Origin of the sequence: Dyella acidiphila (assembly GCF_014863405.1) — a bacterium.
Lineage (GTDB): Bacteria > Pseudomonadota > Gammaproteobacteria > Xanthomonadales > Rhodanobacteraceae > Dyella_B > Dyella_B acidiphila.
On the sequence record NZ_JACZZA010000012.1, the window covers coordinates 75,050 to 96,718 of the forward strand.

The following is a 21,669-nucleotide window of genomic DNA, read 5'->3' on the forward strand; positions in this document are numbered from 1 at the left end:
AGACGTGCGGGGCGCATCATCTGCAGATGGCTGATGTTCCCCACGTATTCAAAGGCCGCGGCGCCGCATCCAATCCGGAAGGACGCTTCGAAACCATCCGCCGCCAGGCGGAGGATGACGGCTGGCAGCACGCACTGCTGGATGAAGAGCGACCGCGGCCACGCACCGAAGTCACCGAAGAACACGCGCGCAGCGTGATCACGCATAACGATTCGCCGGATATCCATTTCAGCCAGGCGATGAATCCGTACCGCGGCTGCGAGCACGGAATACGAACTACAAAGTGTTCATGAGGCCTGTCTGGCTTTGTCCATAGGTCATTGCAGATCAACAACTATTGCCGCTAAGTTAGTCGCTACGCGTTGGCGACTGACGGGCGAGATATCTGCATGGGTCAGGAACTTCGGGTTCATCAAGTCTCCAAACACAAAAAATCGGAGCCAGGCTTCCTCTTGTTCTCGTGGCCTTCGATGCAACTGCATGAAGATGCCAGCCGTTGGATTGCAAGGCTCGCTCGAACCAATTCCCAACGCCATCAGCGGAACATGGCCTATGCCATCGCTTACTGGCACACCTACTGCCTTACGGCGGGGATCGACTATCGCCGAGCTTGCGCCGATGACCTCTCGGACTTCGGCGATGCGTTGGCCGAAGCGGTAAGCGAAAAAACCGGCAGACCTCTATCTGCGGGAACAATCAGCAAGCGGATGGAAGCCGTGATCGCTTACTACATAGCCGGCGAAGATCACGGTTGGTACCTAACAGCACTCGACTTTGCGCATGCACTGGCCACAAACTCAAAGAGCGACACAGCTTTTCAAACAACCCATGCGCAACCCATAAACGATTCCGTGCGCCACCTTATACCGCGCTACGAACGTAGCGAGACAGACATCAGGCCGCTCTCACCAGAAGCGCTTGTATCGCTACTTGAGCACCTCGGGCCCAGCGAAGAAGAAAGCGGAAAATGCGGCCACTTCCAAAGAGATCGTATCGTTGCTGAATGGATGGCTTATGTTGGACTAAGGCTGAGCGAAATTGTCGGAGACGAGGACAACCAGGGACTGAGTGTCCACCAATTCTCAACGTTGAACTTCGATCCGAATCACCTCTTCGATCACTCGATCGTTCGAGTACTTGGAAAGGGCGCCAAGTACAGAAATGTCGCCGTGCCAAACTGGCTCATCCTCAGAACGAAAAACTATATCGCAACGGAACGTGCGTCCGCCGTTGCCCACATCAAGCATCCCACATCGAAGTTAATCGTCGCCCATAGAACGGCGGGAAATTCCACTCGGGGAAAGCCAATTACAGGAAGGTGGTACGAGCACTTGTTTGCGAAAGCGTGCCTCGAAGCAAAATTGATCGCCATTGAAGAAATTCATGCTGCGAATTCAAATCAAAAGCGCCGCGTTGAGATGGCTCGCCATTCGCCCCACGACCTTCGGCACACGTACGCTGTAATGACATATTTCGCCGAACGCGAACTGGGCAATCTCGAGCCATGGAAGCCAATTCAAGCGCAATTGGGGCATAGATACCTAAGAACAACGATCGAGACGTACTTGAGCTATGTAAGTGTCATGAACGAGTGGGGACGCGATCTCCGTCGCATGAGCGTTCGAGAATTGGCGGGAGTACCACTTGCCTAAGCGTAAAAATCGCAGTGCTGCTGCGCTCATCGTGGCTAAAAAAACTGCCTCCTCTTCGACGCCGCCTGATCACGCGCCGTTAAAGTCAACGACAATGCATAGTGGCTTGAGAAAATCAAAATTCACTCGACCTTACCCCGTCCCAAAATTCAAGAGCGCTGCCCAAAAGGCGGTCGAATCGATCGAACAAACGCGAACTAGTAAGAAGGTAATAATTGATCTACCTGTTCAGGACCCGCATGGCAACCGCATCGAAAGTGGTTTTTCGAGTGACGATACCCAGTGGCTTCGCTTGGTAATGGTTAGTCGAGAGTTTTCCGACAAGGTCTTCGACCTTTCTCCATTGCTTGTATTACCCAATCTGGCAGTGCCACTTGCCGAGGGAATCAAGAACTACATTGGAACCATCGAACCGAAAGCATGCGGAGCGGCGATCCAAAAATTTAAGGTTGGATTTGTCGTGTATCTTGTTCGGCACAAACCGGACGGGCATCTGCGGGATCTCGATCAGCAGACATTGACCGATTACGTTCGCTGGCAGAGCAGTCCAGAAGCATCGGTCATTGGCGGCGACTCGCTAAGCAGCGAAACAGCCAGAGGCCGGATCAACGTAGTCCGCGCTGTGCTCCGAGGTCTATCGACGGATCCAAGGTGGAATTCCGAGGCAGAACGTGTCCTCGAGATTTTTCCGCAGAGAACGCATAGAAAAAGCAACCCTTGGAGCGACGCAGCGGAAAAACACCTTCCGATCGTGACTCTGCAAGCAATACTTCGTGCATCGCTATCCGAGATGCAGAACATTGAGAAAAGACTCACATTCATAGAGCGAAACATCAGACGCTTGCAGAAGGCCATCAAGGAAAATGAAAAGTCCGCCAAAGACACATTCCTGACCATGCGTGTTGCTGATGGCCAAGTCTGGCCTTGGCTGGCTCTTTAATTCGGACGCTCGCATTCGTCGATCAAACGAACGATGCTGATAGGCTTTCGTCGCGACAGCCACCTGCCGCGGAATGGACTTAGCAGCTCTTCTCGCGATTCGCAATTAATGCTTTGAACGCGGTCCGCAGTGCGACGCATGAGCGATCATATGCTTTGTGATGTTCTCGCCGAAACCGCGCACCTGTCGGAATCCAAGTCGGATTCCGAAATTACGATTAGATGATGTTAGCTACTGACTGCTCTACACGTTGATAAGTTGGTGCTATCGTGCTTGAGCGTCACGCGCGAAGGAAGGATCCATAGCGCTCGCGAAAGTCTCGATGCTTGATGTAACTAGGTAGCAGAAACCTTTATGTGTCGCGAACATTTGACGGCCAATCGCTCGTCCCGCCACTCAATTTGATCCGGTTACTTTGATGTACGGTGTAGCCGGCCTTAATCGCCAGGAATGCACAATGTCCATCGGGCTGATTTCTCTGATTGCAAATGTACCCGTTCCGGCCGCCCCACTCGGACGTCCTTTTTATGACGATTGGACCTTTTGGCAAGGCTTCGTAGCCCTGCTCGCGCTGGTGCTATCTCAGTGCCCACCTCTGATCAAGTTATTTCGCCCTGGCCGCTTAAAGCTCGATCTTCCAACCCGACTCCTAGTTACCCACACCTACGGCAATGCCAACGTTGTACTCCTTGTAGGCTTGCGCAACGTAGGTTCCCGTGAAATTCAAGTACGTTCACTTTCTATTTCGGTCAAGCGAGACAAAAGTGATGCGTTTCGTCTCGACGCGCGACAGTTCGAGAATCCTGGCGATAGCAGGCAATACCTCTTAGTGCCGTTTACGATTAGTCCCGGCGAAAATTGGGTTCGGTTCTACCACTTTTACGAGGACTTTGATCGCCAGACAGACAAACAAGTCAGAGAACGCAAGCTGGCCGTAGCAAAACAAATCCGAGAGAGGCGAGCAAAGTTGCCGCCTAACAGCTCAGAAATCGTGAACGTGGATGACGTACTTTGGGAACCTTTTAAGATGCTCTTTGACAGGCTATTTAAGTGGGCGCCTGGAGAATACGAAATTGAACTAAAAATCGAAACTGACCCGCGCAGTGCGAACTTTAGTAAACAGTTCCGATTCACTCTATTTGAGTCCGATTCTGAACAATTGCGCGATCATGTCCAAGAATACAAGACTGGCGGCGGCGGAATTTTTTGGCGTGGAGAGCGACTCTTAGGTGTTTCGCCTTCAATCGTAGAACCACTCCGTTAGCCAGCTATCCTTGCGACATCGAGCAAGCTCGACATCACCAATGGACTCCCAACTATGGACCGAGATCAACGGGCGATTTCAGCGGGCCAAGAAAACGCCGCTTGGCATTGAGAGCCAATAATCGGTGTTTGATCTGCGACGCTGCCACATCAGGACTAAGTGACGAAGCCCTGGACAAGTTCGCAAATATCGAGGTTGCGGCCCACATTTACGCAGCATCGCCAGATGGGCCGCGCTATGACTCGACGATGACGACCACGCAGAGATCGCAAATAACAAACGCTATTTGGCTAGCTGCAGTACGACATATAGACCCAACTAAGCGACCAGCCCGCGACTCCGCATGTTAAATATCGGCATTGGGCGGCGGCGTACCGAGCAATCAGTCCCCTAAAGTTTCAATTACTGGATGCATTTCCCTCACCCAAAAATACGTGAGACGTGATGGACACAAGCGATATTTACTTATCACTTAGCGGGACAGAGCTACGATTTTCAAGTCAATCTGAGGAGCTAGCCGCTGAGTACATATTGCAGCGATCTCGACATGTATGGGCAGTGACAGATACACATCCGTACATCGCAATCGATGAGGAAAAGCTTCGCTCAGAGATGGTCGGCGTAGATACGTTCGTATTGCTGACCGATGCAACTCTGTTCCAAAATATCAGCCAACGGGATTTGCGTTCGCGTCTCGTTTCTGCGCTTGTTGGGCCAGGTGTGACGGCGTCACCGTCATCCAGCAACGACATTATCGTTGAGGGTCAGGCAAATCCGAAAGCTCATTTGCTTTGCCGTGCGAACCGCCTTCTTCATCTTGGGACGCATCCATTTGCGGCCATGGGGACTCGCTACGTAGCCGTAGATCCAAATCGAATATTCCAAAGATCGATCGGGAAACTGGTCGGGGGGAAATGGGGCGCGGAACCCGATTCTAATTTGTACAACTTTAAAAGGTTAGCGGAGCTCGTACACCGCTTTCATCACGTGCGGTTAGGTCAAACACCTTCGAGGGATTCTGATCTCCATTCGCAATTGCTGGATGAGATATTTATCGAGAATGCTGCCGTATTAGCTGTAATTGAGTACCATCACGCAAATTCGTCCGACGTTGGTCCGAAATATGACTATGAAGCCAGCGAACAAACGAGATACGGACGGCTGGTTCACAACCAGCGTGGCGAACCTCTGATTGAGACTTCTTTCGCCTTGCTCCATTACGAGAAGGCGCTTCATGAATTTGACGCGCTAAAGCGAGCCAAAGCTAATGGAGAATTGGAGGGTAAATTCATGCACGGAATTTACTGCGTAATTGCCATTGCCGCTTGCGTCGAGGCAGTAGCTAACCGTCTTAAGTTCGAAGTTACTGGTCAGCACCCAATACGCCAGGAATCAGGTGATGCCGTTGGGCGCATCAATTTCGCCGCTCGGGAACTCGCCTCAACAAGAAACCAGAGCTTCAATGGCCTGGGCGGCAGACAACCGGAATTTAAATCTTTGGACCGAGTTCGGGTGTTACGAAACTCTTTCATGCATGCAACCGAAGAGGGCGCGCCAGTTGACTCGACCGCACTAACGTCAGTGCTGCTTAAAAGCGTCGACGAAGACGCGTGCCGAGTGCTTTTGAGGGACCTGAGGCTCGCTGTCGCCTTTGTATACGACCAACTTCCGTGGATCGTGCGGCCGATAAATACGGCTCCGCACGTCAAGTTGCTCAATGGTCTTGAGGTTCCATAGTTGAAATGGTTTTCAACGATTCGAACGTCAATACATCCGATCCCAGGGAAATTCGACCTAAATGACTAATGTAGTTGTCTGGAAAGGGCCTCGCGAAGACGAAATTTGGGCTGTCGCGGACTCATTGGTCACGGTCGCAACGACTGGTGGGCCAGGGCAAGTTTTTCCTGTGACGGATCAAGCAATCAAAATCATGAAACTCGATGTGCACACGCACAGCATACTTCCGCGCGGTGAACCTTTTGGCTGTCGCCTTCAAGTGGGTCTATGCTTCTCAGGCGCTGTTTTGCCCGCTTTGATGACCCATGCTGCCGCGGCGCACATGCTAGGCAACTTACATCCAAGGAAGCCTGAGCTTCCAACAATGCGCAAAATTGCAGAGCTCATTCGTGTGCTTTCTACAAAGTACATTCTCGCTGCAAGTCAGGCTTACGGAACTTCACCTATACCATCTTGTGAGTTCGTCCTATTTGGCCACGACGTCAACCAGACCCGTCCGCTTGAGGGTGGTCCTGCTGTCGCATACCGAGTGATGCCATCCCCAAAACCACCATTTCAGCAAGTGATAAGCCGGGTGAATCTAGAACGCGGTGGAATGGCGGTGATCGGCGCTGATTGCAAAACGTTGCTTGAAGAAATCTTTTTACTGAAGAAGAAGAACGCGATAAATACGCGAGGTGTTGAGCCACGCATTGCATTGGGAAATCGGATGCAGGCTCGTAAGCACAACACGGTAGGTGGATCCTTGCAGTTTGGCATTCTCTCTAACGGACAATTTGAACTCTACGGCTGCGCAAGGGATGGAAACGGGAACATCCAGCAGAACTGGCTCGGGTTCGATTGCCAAAATGAGATGACGGACCTTATCGGAATGCCAATAGTGATTCCTGCGCGACTTTAAGCGTGAAAGGATCACGTGACACCTAGTACCAATCAGGTCAAGCTGACCGCACTCGCCGTTTACATGCCCGTTTCCACGATCAAAATGTTCATGAACGGCATGCCTATTCCGTCGATGGATAGGGCCTTGTTTTTAAAGGCCGAATGCAACTATGAACACACTAGAGGTTCGTATTAAGGGTGGCTGCATCTACTGCTTCGCACGCCCCAGCCACAGTTACCTCAACCTCTCACCTGGGCTGGATTTCGAAACCAAGCTGCGCGCAAAAACCAACCTTGCCGAGGTGCTGCGTGCAGACTTGGCCAAGCCAACGTACGTGATTCAGCCGATCAACATCGGCAGCAATACCGATCCATACCAACCGATCGAAAAGCGCTGGCGCCTGACCCGTGCCGCACTCGAAGTGCTGGCCGAATGCCACCATCCATGCACGATCGTCACCAAGAACGCGCTGGTGGAGCGGGATCTGGACCTGCTGGTGCCGATGGCGCGCGAACGCCTGGTGCAGGTGTTGATCTCGGTCAATTCGCTGGACAACCAGCTGGCCGCCAAGCTGGAACCGCGCGCGAGCGCGCCGCATCGGCGCATCAAGGCCATTCGCACGCTGGCCGAAGCCGGCGTGCCGGTGGGTGTGCTGGTGGCACCGATCATTCCGGCCTTGAACGACCGCGATATGGAGGCGGTACTTGAGCAGGCTGCCGACGCGGGCGCCAGCTGCGCCGGCTATACCGTGCTGCGCTTGCCGTATGAGTTGAAGGCGTTATTTCGCGAGTGGCTGCAACATCACGCGCCGCAGCGCGCGGCGCATGTGATGAGTCTGGTGCAGCAAATGAACAACGGCCGCGACTACGACAGCAACTTCGCCACCCGCATGCGCGGGCAAGGCGTGTTTGCCGACCTGCTGCGCAAACGTTTCGAGATTGCGAGCCGACGGCACAACTTCAGCTGGGCGCGCACCTTGCAGCTGGATACATCGCGCTTTGTGCCGCCGCGCAAACCGTCACCGCAAGGCGAGTTGTTCTAGCTCGCCTTGCGTCATGCGCCCTCGCAGAGGAGGGCGCAAACCGTCATTGACCCGGCGGCAGGTACTTCTCGAACCAGTTCAGCGCACGCTGCAGCACATCGCGCTGATGCTGCGGATCGTTGAAGTGATGCCCTTCGTTCGGATACACCACCAGCGACGTGGGCACGCCCAGCGCGCGCAGCGCGTGCCAGTATTCGAACGACTGCGGCGCGGGACATTCTGCATCGCGGTCGCCGACCACGATCAAGGTGGGTGTCTTCACCTTCTTGATGAAATTGATGGCCGAGCTCTTCGCATACACCGCCGGATCGTCGTAAACGGAGGCGCCGAAGAACGGAATCATCCATTGGTCGATCAGGTTCTGTCCGTAATAGCTCTGCCAGTTGGCGATGCCCGCGCCCGCCACCACGGCGCGGAAGCGCTGCGTCTGGGTCGGCACGAACATGCTCATGAAGCCGCCGTAGCTCCAGCCGGTCAGGCCCAGGCGGTGGTCATCCACCGGCACCATCTTTTCCACTGCATCCACGCCGGCCAGCGTGTCGCGCAGATCGCCGTAGCCGAAATCCTTGCGGTTGGCCTGCACGAACGATTCGCCTTCGCCGAAGCTGCCGCGCGGATTGGTCATGAACACGAAATAGCCCAGCGCGGAAAACGGCGCGGCGCCGTAGCCCACGCTCGGCCAGCGCGGCACCACTGCCGACGAGGGGCCGCCATGGATATTGACGATCATCGGATAGCGCTTGCTCGGGTCGTAGTTGGCCGGATACAGCAGCCACCCTTGCACGTGGAAGCCGTCGTTATCCCATTCCACCGATTGCGCCTTGCCCCAGCCCGGCTTCAAGCCCGCGTTGATGGAAGTAACGGCCGACGGTATCTGGTTGCCGACCGCGCCTGCGTAAACCTCCGGCGCGACTTCGAACGATGACTGTGCAAACGCGACATAGTGATGGTCTGCCGACAACGACAGCGACAACTCAGCCGTGCCGCTGCCCACCGATCCCGGTGCGGTGAACAGCACGCGCTGTTGCTGCGCATGTCCGGCCTGCACGGCGTATTCGGCCAGCTGCGAATGGCCGTTGCTGAACTGGTTCACCAGCAGCGATTGCGGCGAGCTCCAGCTGAACCATGCCGGCGAGACGTGAATGCCGGGCGTGAGATTGACCGGTGCGCCGCCCGTGGTCGACACGCTGTAGATGTCGCCGCCGGTGGCGCCCTCATCGCTCATCAGGCCGCCGATAAACGCGATCTGCGAACCATCCGGCGACCAGCGCGGCAGCGCGATCTGCAAACCGTGCAAGGGACCGCTGACCGTACGCGGATCGACCACTGCCGTGCGTGCGGCGCCTGCCTGCGCGGCCTGCACGTAGAGTTGCGCGATCCACCAATTGTTGTCGCCAGGCGCCGGTGCCGCGACATAGGCCAGGCGCTGGCTGTCGGGCGCCCAGCTGAATTCATAGATATAGCTGTCGGCCGGCGTTACTACCTGCAGCTCGCCGCCTTGCGCGGGCAGCGTGGCAACGCGCTGCACTTCGATGCCTTCCACACCGATCTCGCCCGTGGCCGGCTTGGCGGCGGCCAGTGCACTGGCGCGGCGCGTAGCGCCTTCCACATACAGGAAAGCCAGCGATTTACCATCCGGTGCCCAACTCAGACCGTGCACGTAGCCGTGCAGGTTGGACACGCGTGTGGCTTTGTCCTGCGCCTGTGTATCCAGCACATAGATGTCGAGCTGCTTGCTGCCCATGGTGCTGGCAGCGCCGGCACAGTTGGAGAGAAACGCCAGGTGGCGTGAATCCGGCGCCCAGGCCAGGCCTTCTTCGCTGCAGGTGCCGGGCTTGGCGGCCAGGCCCACGCTGTGCGCGTGCTGGCCATGGGCATCGGCCAGCATGATGCCGGGCTTGCCGTCGGTTTCCACTACCCAGGCGAGTTGTTGGCCGTCCGGCGAAATCGCCACTTCGTTGACGTCGCGTACCTTGCCCAGCTGAGTGAGCAGGGCGTCGATGCGCGGATCGGTGCCGCTGGCATGCGTGTCAGCGAAGGCGGTCGGTGCCAGCAAGGCAGCAAGCAGGGGCAGAAACAAACGAGCGGGTTTAAGCATGGCGGTGTTCCGCAGACACAGGAAGGCCAGCACGCTAGCAGCTCGCACCGGGCCTGCCCATGTGCAGGATGGCACCTGTCGACGGCTACACCGGCATAAAGGGATGCGCACGCCGCTGCACGCCGCGCCAGCCGTGCCAGGCCAAGGTCGCCAAGGCGAGAATCAGCGCGATCCATGCCGAAATCAGCACAAGCACTGGCAGCGTATCCGGCTCCGTCGCGCGGGTGAAAAGCGGCATATAGGCATTGTCCAGGCCCAGCAGCGTGTAGCACACACCTGCAGCCACGCCCACGCTCCAGCCCGGCAGGCGCACGCCGCCGAAATTGCACAGCGCGCAGGCCAGCACGATGGCGGCACTGCCCAGCTGACTGAGTATCGCCATGCACAAGCTCAGCGCATCGATCCGTTCGCGCAGCGCCACCGCCAGCAGTATGGCGAGCAATATCGCCTGGATGGACAACATGCGCTGCATGCTTGCACGCAGCAGCTGCCACACCAGCGGCCTGCCGTTGCCCAGGCCCGGCAGCAGCGCCAGCAAGGCGAGTTCGGCGTTGTCACGGCGCCAGCGCTGTTGCAACACCATCATCACCACTAGGCTCAACGATGCGCCGACAAAGCCGAGCAGCCATACCCATACGTCGAAGGTGGCGAGCAACGCATGCAGCATATTGCGCAGCGACCAACCGGCACTGGCGAAGCCCAGATAAATGATTACCGGTGTCGGAATCAGCAATAACAGCCAGCGCATCAGCCTGCTTTGCCAGGTAACCGGCAGCAGCCAGCCGCCCAGTGCGATCTGCAGGCTATAGGCCACACGCGCAGGCCCGGCGCGGCTGACATCCGCCACCGGCTGCATCCAGGCCGGCATGCTGAGCAGTTGGCGCGTGCTGTCGCGCGGTACGAACCAGCCCGGCCAACCATGCCGGTTCGCGCCCACCTGCATCACCAGTGGGCGGCCGAAATTTTGTTGATAAGGATCGGCCGCGCGTAACTGGCGGCGCCAGCACAGTGCGCTGACGCAGGCGAGCAGCGCCACGCAGGCGACGATGTCGTAAAAGCTGCTGTTGCCCGCGTGCGGCGGCGCGAAGTGCAGCTTGAAGACATTCAACAGCACCGGCACGAAACCCAGCAACGCCGCGAAATAGCGCGGCAGCATGCCCAGCGTGAAGCCGATGGTGAGACTCATCACCTGAATTGCGAAAACTCCCAGCCATTCGCCGCCGGCCATCACCAGCAGGATGGTCGGTATCGCGGCCAGCATGGCGCCATACAACACCAGCCCAGGCAGCACGGTGTGCTGCATGCGCGGCACACGCAATTGCCTGGCGTCGACGGCCAGCAGCAACGTTGGCGCCAGCAGGATCATGCCGGCGAGAAAATTGGCGTAGCCGCTGAGAATGGCGCCGGTCCAGCGGGCACCGTCGCCGAATCCGCGCTCGGCATACACGGCGCTGCCGATCCATACCAGCGCCAGCATCGCCAGCATCAGCCAGCGCTGTGTGGCAGCGGTGGTGCGCCAAGGCACCAGGCAGATCGAGATGGCGTTCATTCGGCGATCTCCACGAACAGATCTTCCAGCCCCAGCGCATCGACGCGTGCACCGGTCAAGGTCGCCGCTTCCGGCCACTGTCCATGCGCGTCGCGTTGAACCACCAGGCTCAGGCTGCCGTCTTCATTGCGGCGTCGGCTCAGACTTTGCGCGGGGGCGGCGGCGCTCATTTTTGCCGGCAGCCACAGGCGGCCGTAGCGCTCCTTGGTATCGTCCACGTCACAGTGCAGCAGCAGCTTGCCTTCGTGCAGGAACGCAACTTCCGATGCCACGCGTTCCAGGTCCGACACGATATGCGTGGAGAACAGCACCGTCGTCCCTGCCTCACCGGCACGCAAGGCGATCTCGCGCAGCAGTTCGCGCCGCGCCACCGGATCGAGCGCGGCAGCCGGTTCGTCCAGCACCAGCAGCTCGGGTTGTGACGCGAGCGCGCGCAGCAGATCCACGCGCTGGCGTTCGCCCGGCGAAAGCTTGGCCAGCAGGCGTTTGGGCTGGATTTTCCAGCGCTCCAGCGTGAGGCGGATGAACTCCGCATCCCAGTGCGGATAGAAGCGTCCGACAAAATCCAGCATCTGCTGCACGGTAAGCCAGGCCAACGCCTCGGGCTGTTGCGGTACGTAGGCGATGCGCGCTTTGGCGTCGTCGCTGAGTTTCAATGCGGGCTCGTCGAAGACCAGGGCGCGGCCACCCTGCGGTTCGAGCAAACCCAGCAAAGCGCGGATCAAGGTGGACTTGCCGGCACCGTTGCGGCCGATCAAGCCGAGCACGCTTCCCGGGGTGAGCGCGAGATTCACGCCATCGAGCACCTTGGTGCCGTCGAAGCCGTGCATCAATCCCTGTGCGCTCAGTGGAGATACCGAAGCCTTGGCTGTTTCCTGCAGTACGGCGTTCATTTCAATCTCCCAGCAATTTGGCCAGCCGGCGCAATACCGGCTCGGCGGGCAATTCCAATTCATTGGCGTGGCGCGCCAGTTCCTGCAGCTGCGTTTCCAGCAGCGCCATGCGCTGGCTTTCGCTCTGCACCGGCTTGCGCGTGGCGGCCACCGCCATGCCTTTGCCGCGCAGGCGTTCCAGCAGGCCTTCGGTTTCGGCCATGCCGTAGGCGCGCGACACCGTCATCGGGTTGATCGCGTGAAAACCGGCGACGTCGCGCACCGACGGCAGCAGCTCGCCCGCCACCAGCTGGCCGCTGGCGATCAGGCGGCGCAGCTGCTCCACGATTTGCCGGTAGATCGGCTCGGGGGCGTTGGGTTGTATGGTCAGTAGCGATGCATCCATGTGTATTAATACAACAATACACTTGGGCATTCGTCAAGCATGACCAATGGCCAGGCCCTTGGGCTGTCATCGGCATCCCTTACAATCGCCCGATGAAAATTGCTTCCTGGAACGTCAATTCGCTCAACGTGCGCATTCCGCATCTCACGCAATGGCTCTCCGACGCGCGGCCGGACGTGGTGGCGCTGCAGGAAACCAAGCTGGAAGACGCGAAATTCCCGGTGGACGAGCTTGCCGCCGCCGGCTACCAGGCCGTGTATGCCGGCCAGAAGACCTATAACGGCGTGGCCATCCTGGCGCGCAACGATGCCGGCTTCACCTTCGAGGACGTGCTCACCGACATCCCCGGCCTGGACGATCCGCAGCGGCGCATTCTCGCGGCCACCATCGGCGGCGTGCGCGTGGTGGACCTGTACGTGGTCAACGGCAAGGCCGTGGGCGACGAGAAATACACCTACAAGCTGCACTGGCTGGAGCGCGTGCAGGCGTTCCTGGCGGAAGAGATCCGCCGCCATCCCCGGCTGGTGGTGCTGGGCGACTTCAACATCGCCCCGGATGACCGCGACGTCTACGATCCGGTCGGCTGGGGCGAGGAAGTGCTCTGCTCGCCGCCCGAGCGCGCGGCCCTGAAATCCATCACGGATCTGGGCCTGCACGACAGTTTCCGGCTGTTTGAAGCGGAGGGCGCCCATTACAGTTGGTGGGACTACCGGCAGGGCGCATTCCGGCGCAACATGGGCCTGCGCATCGACTTGATCCTGCTCAGCGATGCCCTGAAATCCTTGGCAAAGGCCGCCGCCATCGATCGCGAGCCGCGGCGCTGGGAACGGCCTTCCGACCACACCCCCGTCACGGTGGACCTGGATATCTGATGACGACACGCGAGACCAACGCCGACTGGCCCAGTTCCCTGGACGACAGCGAACTGGACGAACTCGACAACTACCTGCGTACCCACGCCCAGGACGGCCACCTGCTGCTCGACGGCGTGCACGGCCTGCTCAGCGCGATCGCGGTAGGCCCGGTGCAGGTGCTGCCCGAAGAATGGCTGCCCGAAGTGCTGCACGAGCCGTTTTCCGATGAAGATGAAGGCAACCGTGTGCTGGCCTTGCTGGCCAAGCTCAACGATTCGATCAGCGCCGAACTCGACGTGGATGCCTATGAGCCGATTCTCGGCGAAGTGGAGACCGAAGGCGGCCCAGCCCTGTCCGCCGCCGGCTGGTGCGAAGGCTTCAGCCGCGGCATCGACCTGCGCGCCGGCCTGTGGGAAAAGCGCCTGGCCGACGATCCGTCGCTGATGGAAACGCTGGGACCGGTGATGGCGCTGGCCGTCGACGAAGGCATCCTCAGCGCCGAAGCGGAGTTCGAAAAGCTCAGCGACGAGGAATACGACGACTGCCTGGCGCAGCTACCCGCCGTGCTCGCCGCGGTGAACCACTACTGGTCCCAGCATCCGGCGACCGAAGCGGAAATCGACGCCACCAGCCTCGCCAGCCAGTCCAAGCAGGAGCCGGCCACGCCGCCGCGCCAGCGCAGCGGACACTGGGTGCACTGAGGCAACAATCCGTTCACGGCGCGGGTCTTGGGCGCGCGCCGCGACGGAACCATCATGTGCGCCAGATTCTTCTTGCGGGAGCAAGCCATGACTGAGCGCAGCATTCTTCGCCGCATCCGCGGCACCGACACCGCCGACGGTGCGGGTGTGAAACTCAAGCGCATCATCGGCCAGCCCGGCCTGGACATGCTCGATCCGTTCCTGTTGCTGGACGAGTTCCGCTCCGACCAGGCCGGCGACTACATCGCCGGCTTTCCGGAACATCCGCACCGCGGCTTCGAAACGGTCACCTACATGCTGGCCGGCCATATGCAGCACGGCGACAACCACGGCAACCGCGGCGACCTCACGCCCGGCAGCGTGCAGTGGATGACCGCCGGGCGCGGCATCTTGCATTCGGAAATGCCGCAGCAGGAAAACGGGCTGATGTGGGGGTTCCAGCTGTGGGTGAACCTGCCGGCCAAGGACAAGATGACCGCCCCGCGGTACCAGGACATCGGCCCGGAGCGCATCCCGGTGGTGCACCCGGCCCCCGGGGTGACGGTGAAGGTCATTGCCGGCTCGCTGGGTGACGCCAGCGGTCCGGTGTCGGGAATTGTCACCGCCCCGGTCTACCTGGATATCGCGGTGGAAGCCGGTGCCGGCGTCGAGATTCCGCTGCCGGAAGGCCACCACGCCTTCGCCTATGTGTTCGACGGCAGCGATGCTCAGGTCGCCGGCGAAAAGCTCTCGCGCAGCGAGCTGGCGGTGCTGTCCAAGGGCAGCAGCGTGCGCATCGCAGGCCGCGAAAGCGCGGCCCGCGTGCTGTTGGTGGCCGGCCAGCCGCTGCAGGAGCCGGTCGCGCGCTACGGCCCGTTCGTGATGAACACGCCCGAGCAGATCCACGAGGCCATCGCCGATTTCCGCGCCGGCAAGTTCTGATCCCGCCAGCCGCTTCAGCCCTTCCATCGCCCTGCCGATAACCCTATCGGCGGGGCGATGTGCATGCAGGGGGCTGTGGCACGAACGATGCACCACTTCCGTCAGCCGAAGCCGTTAAAAGCGGTTAACGGCAGGGGATTGCGGGGAAGGGTGTTCCGTCGTTAAATAAAGATTAATCCAAACAGGTTCATATGCCTGTAAAATCATTCTTCGTGAAATTTTCAGAAACCGTAGCTAACTAATTGTTTTAAATCGCCATGACTGTACTGACCTTCAGCCTGATCATCGTCCTCGCCCTGGTGGCGATTGCGGTCAAGCGGGTGCCGGTTGGGCAGGTGCATAGCCTTTATCGCTACGGTAAGCCGATCCGCCTGTTGCAGCCCGGCACCCATGTGGTGCTGCCGCTGGTGGATCGGGTGGGACATCGCATCGACCTGGGTGGCCGCACGCTGCGCTTCGACGCCGCCGTGACCGAAGCCCAGCCGCTGCATGGCACGGTGTACTGGCAGGTGCTCGAACCCGAGCGCGCCGATGCGGTGATCGAAGAGGCCGACCAGCTGATTCGCCGCAGCGTGCTCGATGCGCTGCATACCGGCGCCGCCAACCAGGATGAACCACGCCGCGACGTGGCCGCTCGCCTCAAGTCCAGCCTCAACCAGCATCTGCGCGCTCGCGGCATGATGGTGACGCGGGTGGAACTGGAAGCCGCCTGAAGCAACTGGCCAGGGTGCCCGAGAGCACCGGCACAGGGGAATCTGAGCAATATCGGCCCGCTTCGGCGGGCCTTCTTTTATCCAGGCGGCTGGCATCCGCGCGTGCGGATCCGGATACTGCCCGCCCACTGACGCAAACGGATCACCGATGACCGATCGCTCCGCCCTGCAAGCCCGGCTCGAACAAGGCATTGCCGCGCTCGGCCTGCAGCTGCCGGCGGAGGCGGTGCCGCGCCTGCTCGATTACCAGGCCCTGCTGGAGCGCTGGAACGCCGCCTACAACCTCACCGCCATCCGCGACCCCGCCGAGATGGTGAGCCGGCATCTGCTGGATTCGCTGGCGATCCTGCCCTACGTACAGGGCCAGTCGCTGGCTGACCTGGGCACCGGCCCGGGGCTACCCGGCATTCCGCTGGCGATCGCCGCGCCGGGTCGCGAGGTGCTGCTGGTGGATTCCAACGGCAAGAAGGTGCGCTTCCTGCGCGAGGCGATCCGCTCGCTGAAGCTGGAGGGCGTGCGCGCCGTGCAATCGCGAGTGGAAGAGGTGCAGGGCCAGTTCGACTGCATCACCGCCCGTGCCTTCGCCAGCCTGGCCGACATGTTGCACTGGGGCGGCCATCTGCTCGCGCCGCAGGGCCAGTGGCTGGCGATGAAGGGCAAGGCCCCCGACGACGAACTGCCCGGCGTGCCGGACGGTTTCAGCGTGCGCGGCATCCATGCGCTGGACGTGCCCGGACTGGGTGCAGCAGAGCGCCATCTGGTCGTACTTCAGCGCACCTGAGCGCGGTCCGGGCACCGGCCCAGATGGCGGACTGTCGGGGTTTGCGTCCACAAACTGGTAATCTAGCCGTCCTCTCAAATACGCACGGTACCGGACGAGACATGGCCCGTATCATCGCTGTCGCCAACCAGAAGGGTGGCGTCGGCAAAACCACCACCGCTGTCAATCTCGCTGCAGCGCTCGCTGCGGCGAAGCGCAAAGTGCTGCTGGTCGATCTCGACCCGCAGGGCAATGCGACGATGGCATCGGGCGTGGACAAGCGCGAAGTCCATCCCAGCGGCTGCGAAGTGCTGCTGGGCGAAGCGCCGATCGATCAGGCCGTGGTCAGCACCGAAGCGCATTACGATCTGTTGCCGGGCAATGGCGATCTCACCGCGGCCGAACTGAAATTGATGGATGCGCTGGCGCGCGAGAACCGCCTGAAGGAACAGCTGGCGAAGGTTGCGCACAAGTACGACACGATCCTGATCGATTGCCCGCCCACGCTGCACCTGCTCACCGTCAACGCGCTTACCGCGGCGGACGGCCTGCTGATTCCGGTGCAATGCGAATACTTTGCGCTGGAGGGTCTTTCCAGCCTGCTCGATACGGTCAAGGCGGTGCGCCAGCACCTCAATCCGCAGCTGGAAATCGAAGGCCTGCTGCGCACCATGTACGACGTGCGCAACAACCTCGGCAACGAAGTATCGGCGCAGCTCACCCAGCATTTCGGCGACAAGGTGCTGCGCTCGATCATTCCGCGCAATGTGCGCCTGGCCGAAGCGCCCAGCCATGGCCAGCCGATCCATCTCTACGACCGCAGCTCGCGTGGCGCCATCGCCTATATCGGGCTTGCCGGCGAAATCATTCGCCGCGAACGAGGCTCCAATGCCGCCGTAGCGGCGCTGCATGCCATGCATGGCGACGCGCCCGAGGAATCGCTGGAAGCCTCGGCACATCTTGATCAGGAGTAAGCATGTCCGCTGCTAAGAAGCGTGGTCTGGGACGCGGGCTCGATGCCCTGCTGGGCGGTGGCGACACCGGCGCCCCGTCGGTGATCGAACAGGAAGGCGAGCTGCGCACGCTGCCGATCCAGTACATCCAGCCCGGCAAATACCAGCCGCGCCGCCATTGGAACGACGAAGCGCTGGACGAACTGGCCGCCTCGATCAAGGCGCAGGGCCTGATCCAGCCGGTGGTGGTACGTGCGATTGGCAAGAACAGCTACGAGCTGATTGCCGGCGAACGCCGCTGGCGCGCCGCCCAGCGCGCGCAGCTGAGCGATATTCCCGCGCTGGTCAAGGACGTGCCCGAAGTGGCCGTGCCGGCGATGGCGCTGATCGAAAACATCCAGCGCCAGGACCTTACCCCGCTGGAAGAAGCCGATGCGATCAAGCGTTTGATCGACGACTTCGACCTCACCCACCAGCAGGCTGCCGACGCCGTCGGCCGCTCGCGCGCCGCGGTGTCGAACATGCTGCGCCTGATCGACCTGCCGGCTTCGATCAAGCGCCTGCTCGACGACGGCAAGCTGGAAATGGGCCATGCCCGCTGCCTGCTCACCTTGCCCGAGCACCAGGCCGAGGCGCTGGCGCTGGAAGCGGCACGCAACAACTGGAGCGTGCGCGAGCTGGAAGACGCCGCGCGCAAGGCGCAGACCGCACCGAAGGGCAAGGCCAAGAGCGCCCCGGCACGCGATCCGAACATCGATGCGCTGGAACGCGAGCTGGGCGAACGCTTCGCCACCAAGGTGGAAGTGGCGCACGGCCGCGGCGGCCGTGGCAAGGTGGTGATCCATTACCACAGCAATGACGAGCTGGAAGGAATCCTGGGCAAGATGCGTTGAAAAGCAGGGCTGTCACCGCAGCCTGCTAGACTCCGGCGGCTAAGCCGCCCCGTTTGCGCAAGACAAGGCCTTATCCATGCCGCAACTTTCCGTCGTCGTGCCCGTCTTCAACGAACGCGACAACATCCCGCCGCTGCTCGCCGAAATCGCGGCCGCCCTGCGCGGCAAGCTGGATTTCGAGATCGTCTATGTCGATGACGATTCCAGCGACGACAGCCGCGCGGTGCTCAACGCGCAAAAGGCCAGTTATCCGGAATTGCGCGTGCTGCATCACGTGACCCGCAGCGGGCAGAGCACGGCGGTGTGGAACGGCGTCTACGCCGCGCGCGCGCCGTGGATCGCCACGCTCGACGGCGACGGTCAGAACGATCCGGCCGATATTCCCAAGCTGCTGGCCGCGCGCGATGCCGCCGCAGCGGAAATAAAGCTGTTCGCCGGCTGGCGCACCACGCGCCGGGACAGCTTCAACAAGCGCATTTCCTCCAAGATCGCCAACGCGGTGCGTTCGCGCATGCTGCGCGATAGCACGCCGGATACCGGTTGCGGCCTGAAGCTGTTCGAGCGCGAATTGTTTCTGCGCTTGCCGTATTTCGATCATATGCACCGCTATCTGCCGGCGCTGATGAATCGCGCGGGTTTCCGCAGCCAGAGCGTGCCGGTGGGACATCGTCCGCGGACCGCGGGCAAGTCCAAGTACGGCATGCTCGATCGCCTGTGGGTAGGCATTGCCGATCTGCGCGGCGTGGCGTGGCTGATGCGCCGCGCGAAAGTCACGCGCGTTGAAGAACTCTGAAGGTCATCACGCCGATTAAATGAGTGAAGCGTATGCTTGACGGTCGTAGTCCCGTGCGGGAGACCGTCCGTGAGCATTGCCGTCAAACGTGTCTACGAGCCTGCCGCCAAGTCGGACGGCTATCGGGTGCTGGTCGATCGCGTCTGGCCGCGCGGCCTGAAAAAGGAAGATGCGGCGCTCGACATCTGGGCCCGCGACCTGGCTCCCACCACGGCGTTGCGCCGCTGGTTCGGCCACGATCCGGCGCGCTGGGAAGGTTTTCGCCATCGCTATGCCAGCGAACTGGACGCACGCAAGACCTTCTGGCAACCGTTGGTGACACAGGCCGAGCGGCATCGCGTGACGCTGCTGTTCGGTGCGAAGGATGAAGAGCACAACCAGGCCGTGGCGTTGAAGATGTATCTCGACAACTGGCTCAAGGCGAATGGTTTGTAGGTTGGGCTAGCGCTGCATCATCCAGCGAAATCTACCTGTGCGCCCATAGGTTCCAGGGCTTGTGCTCGGTCAGGCATCCGTTGGGTTACGCCGCGCTAACCCAACCTACGGTCGACCGTTATCGCGAGGTCGGATTCCAGCCTGCCAGCGCCTCGCGGGTTTTCTCGCGGCCCATCTCGATCAACTCGCGCGCCCGGTAGAACGCATACGCGCTCGACACATTGCGCGGCAGCTGCACCAGCAAATCCGGTTGATAGGCGGCCAGACGCAGGCGCGAAAGGTTGGCCTGCATCAGATCGATCGATTGCCCCAGCAATTCCAGCGCGCCCATTTCCGGCGCCTTGGCTTCGACGATCTTCGCGCTGCTTGCACCTGGCAGGAACCGGCTCAGCAGCCGTCCGATACTGAGCTTGGCGGAGGCGTCGCCCGCGGAAATCTCCACCGGCACATTGGTATCGGCCGGACCATCGATGCTTACCGCAATCACGAAATCGGCCGGGTCGCGAATCAGCGGCGTTACCGGTACCGGATTGAGCAAGGCGCCATCCACCAGCACGCGTCCTTCGATGGCGTGCGGGCGGAACAAGGTGGGAATCGCGATGGAAGCGCGGATCGCGTCGAACAGCGAGCCGCGCGTCAGCCATACCTCGCGTTCGCGCTCGATATCGGTGGCCACGGCGGTAAAGGCGATCGGCAGTTCTTCGATGCTGGTATCGCCGATCAGCTCGAGCATGGTGCCGATGATCTTCTCGCCCTTGATCAGGCCGCCACCGGCAAACGAGAACGACCAGTCCACCAGCTTCAGCACGTCGAACTTGTCCAGCGAACAGACCCAGTCGCGATAGACATCGAGCTTGCCCATCGCGTGCACGCCGCCGACCAACGCGCCCATCGAGCAGCCGGCGATGGCGACGATCTGGAAACCCTGCGCTTCCAGTTCCTCGATCGCGCCGATATGCGCCAGCCCCTTGGCGCCGCCCGCGCCGAGCGCGAGCGCAATCGTGGGCTTGCGCGGCGTTTCGCTGCGGGAGGATTCGTTGCGGAGATCGGTGACAGCCATGCGCGGGATGGTAGCGCGAGCGCGCGCTTTACTCCCTCCCTGCCAAGCGGGGAGGGAGCGGGTGCTACTGATAACCGCCCAAGGCCAGCTGCAGCATGATTTTCATTTCCTCGCGCAGCGGCAGCGGCGCCACGATCTCCGCATCCGGCCCGTACTTGAGCACGTCCATCAGCAGCTCGCGCGAATTGGAATACGGCAGCTGCAATTCGTAGCGGCCGTCCGGCAGCCAGTTGCCCTTCTGCTGCGAATGCCAGTGCTCGTCGGCGACCCAGCGGGCAGCGTGCGCGGAGAAGCGGATGGTCGCCCAGGCCTTGGGTTTGCCGGCAAAGATGCCGTAGCTGGAAGCCAGCAAGTCGTTGAGGTCCGCATCGGCCACATCGATGGCGGCGCCTTCCAGCGTATGCGGGTCGGCGATGCGGTCCACGGCGAAGCTGCGCAACGCCTCGCGGTCGTGGTCCCAGGCATCCAGGTACCAGTTATCGCGATAGTGGGTCAGGCGCTGCGGCGAGACAGTGCGTCGGCTTTCGTTGTTGGTGGTGCGGGCGCGATAGAGGAAGCGCAATTGCTTGCGGTCCAGCACGGCGCCGGCGGTAATGCGAAATACCTGCTGGTCCAGCTTGCGCTCGCCCCAGGGGATTACGCGGATGCGCTCCACCGGCAGCGCCTTGCCACTGCCGCGGTCGGAGAGCAGGTGCTCGATGCGCGCCTTGAACGGCGCCAGCGCACCGGCCAGCACGCCCGGACCGCTGCGGCCGATCAGTTCGTTCAGGGCCAGCAGGGCGGCCAGCTCGTCCGAGGTCAGCCATAGCCCTGGCAGCTCGAAACGCTGGCCTTCGGTGGCTTCGTAGCGGAAGGCGGCGTGCTCGCCGCCCGCGCTTTCGATCGGCGCGCCCAGGGCATCGCGCAAAAAGGCGATGTCCCGGTACAGCGTGGCCCGCGAGCATTCAAGCTCGTCCATCAGCCTGGGCAGCGGCACCGGGTAGTGGGCCGATTTCAATAGGCGGTGCAGGGTAAGAATGCGCTCGTAGCGATCCATGTCGACGTTCGGCAAACAGGATTTGTGTAGCATGAGGACGCAACGTGACGCCCGCAAGCGTGCGTTAGGACTTTCCCCGGTCCCTCATGCTCAAACCGCCCCATCCA

At 60.8% G+C, this 21,669-nt stretch carries 21 protein-coding genes and 1 pseudogene; 16 read left to right on the forward strand and 6 right to left on the reverse strand.

Features of this window, described 5'->3' with window-relative positions; genetic code table 11:
• Positions 1-26 precede the first annotated feature (26 nt).
• The 7 genes and pseudogenes from IGX34_RS17195 to IGX34_RS17225 form a co-directional block, all read left to right on the forward strand.
• Positions 27-269 (forward strand): annotated as a pseudogene (locus IGX34_RS17195) (PA0069 family radical SAM protein); the annotation flags it as partial.
• 120 nt (positions 270-389) lie between these two features.
• Positions 390-1,652 carry a tyrosine-type recombinase/integrase gene (locus tag IGX34_RS17200; protein ID WP_192556968.1) on the forward strand — a complete coding sequence of 421 codons (1,263 nt, stop codon included), beginning with the start codon at positions 390-392 and terminating at the stop codon, positions 1,650-1,652.
• On the forward strand, positions 1,645-2,592 hold the full coding sequence (locus tag IGX34_RS17205) for a prefoldin domain-containing protein (RefSeq protein ID WP_192556969.1): 948 nt from the start codon (positions 1,645-1,647) through the stop codon (positions 2,590-2,592). The genes IGX34_RS17200 and IGX34_RS17205 overlap by 8 nt, the downstream gene beginning before the upstream one ends.
• Positions 2,593-3,049: 457 nt before the next feature.
• The gene (locus tag IGX34_RS17210) at positions 3,050-3,856 is read left to right on the forward strand and encodes a hypothetical protein (protein WP_192556970.1); all 807 of its coding nucleotides are present in this window, start codon (positions 3,050-3,052) and stop codon (positions 3,854-3,856) included.
• 444 nt (positions 3,857-4,300) lie between these two features.
• Entirely contained in the window at positions 4,301-5,593 is a 1,293-nt protein-coding gene (locus IGX34_RS17215; RefSeq protein WP_192556971.1) for a hypothetical protein, read from the forward strand.
• Positions 5,594-5,786: 193 nt separating this feature from the next.
• The gene (locus IGX34_RS17220; protein WP_192556972.1) at positions 5,787-6,494 is read left to right on the forward strand and encodes a hypothetical protein; all 708 of its coding nucleotides are present in this window, start codon (positions 5,787-5,789) and stop codon (positions 6,492-6,494) included.
• 151 nt (positions 6,495-6,645) lie between these two features.
• On the forward strand, positions 6,646-7,518 hold the full coding sequence (locus IGX34_RS17225) for a PA0069 family radical SAM protein (protein ID WP_225737558.1): 873 nt from the start codon (positions 6,646-6,648) through the stop codon (positions 7,516-7,518).
• A gap of 43 nt (positions 7,519-7,561) precedes the next feature.
• Here the strand turns inward: IGX34_RS17225 and IGX34_RS17230 are convergent, their stop codons facing one another.
• From IGX34_RS17230 to IGX34_RS17245, 4 genes are all read right to left on the reverse strand, one after another.
• Positions 7,562-9,616: a S9 family peptidase gene (locus tag IGX34_RS17230; protein ID WP_192556973.1), complete on the reverse strand. Its 2,055-nt coding sequence runs from the start codon at positions 9,614-9,616 to the stop codon at positions 7,562-7,564.
• Between the two features lie 85 nt (positions 9,617-9,701).
• Entirely contained in the window at positions 9,702-11,165 is a 1,464-nt protein-coding gene (locus IGX34_RS17235) for a hypothetical protein (protein ID WP_192556974.1), read from the reverse strand.
• Positions 11,162-12,058, reverse strand: coding sequence for an ABC transporter ATP-binding protein (locus tag IGX34_RS17240; RefSeq protein WP_192556975.1), 897 nt, complete (start codon positions 12,056-12,058; stop codon positions 11,162-11,164). Before IGX34_RS17240 ends, IGX34_RS17235 begins: the two co-directional genes overlap by 4 nt.
• 1 nt (position 12,059) lies before the next feature.
• Entirely contained in the window at positions 12,060-12,443 is a 384-nt protein-coding gene (locus IGX34_RS17245; RefSeq protein ID WP_192556976.1) for a GntR family transcriptional regulator, read from the reverse strand.
• Positions 12,444-12,535: 92 nt separating this feature from the next.
• Here IGX34_RS17245 and xth point away from each other — a divergent pair, with 92 nt between their 5' ends.
• The 9 genes from xth (at position 12,536) to IGX34_RS17290 (ending at position 19,466) form a co-directional block, all read left to right on the forward strand.
• Complete coding sequence (gene xth, locus IGX34_RS17250; RefSeq protein ID WP_192556977.1) at positions 12,536-13,315, forward strand: exodeoxyribonuclease III; 780 nt, start codon at positions 12,536-12,538, stop codon at positions 13,313-13,315.
• The gene (locus IGX34_RS17255; protein ID WP_192556978.1) at positions 13,315-13,998 is read left to right on the forward strand and encodes a YecA/YgfB family protein; all 684 of its coding nucleotides are present in this window, start codon (positions 13,315-13,317) and stop codon (positions 13,996-13,998) included. Before xth ends, IGX34_RS17255 begins: the two co-directional genes overlap by 1 nt.
• An 87-nt stretch (positions 13,999-14,085) precedes the next feature.
• Positions 14,086-14,919, forward strand: coding sequence for a pirin family protein (locus IGX34_RS17260; protein WP_192556979.1), 834 nt, complete (start codon positions 14,086-14,088; stop codon positions 14,917-14,919).
• A gap of 257 nt (positions 14,920-15,176) precedes the next feature.
• On the forward strand, positions 15,177-15,632 hold the full coding sequence (locus IGX34_RS17265; RefSeq protein WP_192556980.1) for an SPFH domain-containing protein: 456 nt from the start codon (positions 15,177-15,179) through the stop codon (positions 15,630-15,632).
• A gap of 148 nt (positions 15,633-15,780) precedes the next feature.
• Positions 15,781-16,413 carry a 16S rRNA (guanine(527)-N(7))-methyltransferase RsmG gene (gene rsmG, locus IGX34_RS17270; RefSeq protein WP_192556981.1) on the forward strand — a complete coding sequence of 211 codons (633 nt, stop codon included), beginning with the start codon at positions 15,781-15,783 and terminating at the stop codon, positions 16,411-16,413.
• Positions 16,414-16,514: 101 nt separating this feature from the next.
• Positions 16,515-17,366: a ParA family protein gene (locus IGX34_RS17275; protein ID WP_192556982.1), complete on the forward strand. Its 852-nt coding sequence runs from the start codon at positions 16,515-16,517 to the stop codon at positions 17,364-17,366.
• Positions 17,367-17,368: 2 nt separating this feature from the next.
• Entirely contained in the window at positions 17,369-18,238 is an 870-nt protein-coding gene (locus tag IGX34_RS17280; RefSeq protein ID WP_192556983.1) for a ParB/RepB/Spo0J family partition protein, read from the forward strand.
• A 76-nt stretch (positions 18,239-18,314) separates the two neighbouring features.
• Entirely contained in the window at positions 18,315-19,031 is a 717-nt protein-coding gene (locus tag IGX34_RS17285) for a glycosyltransferase family 2 protein (protein ID WP_192556984.1), read from the forward strand.
• A gap of 69 nt (positions 19,032-19,100) precedes the next feature.
• Complete coding sequence (locus IGX34_RS17290; RefSeq protein WP_192556985.1) at positions 19,101-19,466, forward strand: DUF488 family protein, N3 subclade; 366 nt, start codon at positions 19,101-19,103, stop codon at positions 19,464-19,466.
• A gap of 118 nt (positions 19,467-19,584) precedes the next feature.
• On the opposite strand, the gene IGX34_RS17295 is transcribed toward IGX34_RS17290, so the two are convergent.
• Together IGX34_RS17295 and IGX34_RS17300 are read right to left on the reverse strand one after the other, a co-directional pair.
• Entirely contained in the window at positions 19,585-20,526 is a 942-nt protein-coding gene (locus IGX34_RS17295) for a patatin-like phospholipase family protein (RefSeq protein ID WP_192556986.1), read from the reverse strand.
• A 64-nt stretch (positions 20,527-20,590) separates the two neighbouring features.
• Positions 20,591-21,562 (reverse strand): helix-turn-helix transcriptional regulator, encoded by a 972-nt coding sequence (locus IGX34_RS17300; RefSeq protein WP_192556987.1) that lies wholly within the window; start codon positions 21,560-21,562, stop codon positions 20,591-20,593.
• Positions 21,563-21,669: the final 107 nt, after the last annotated feature.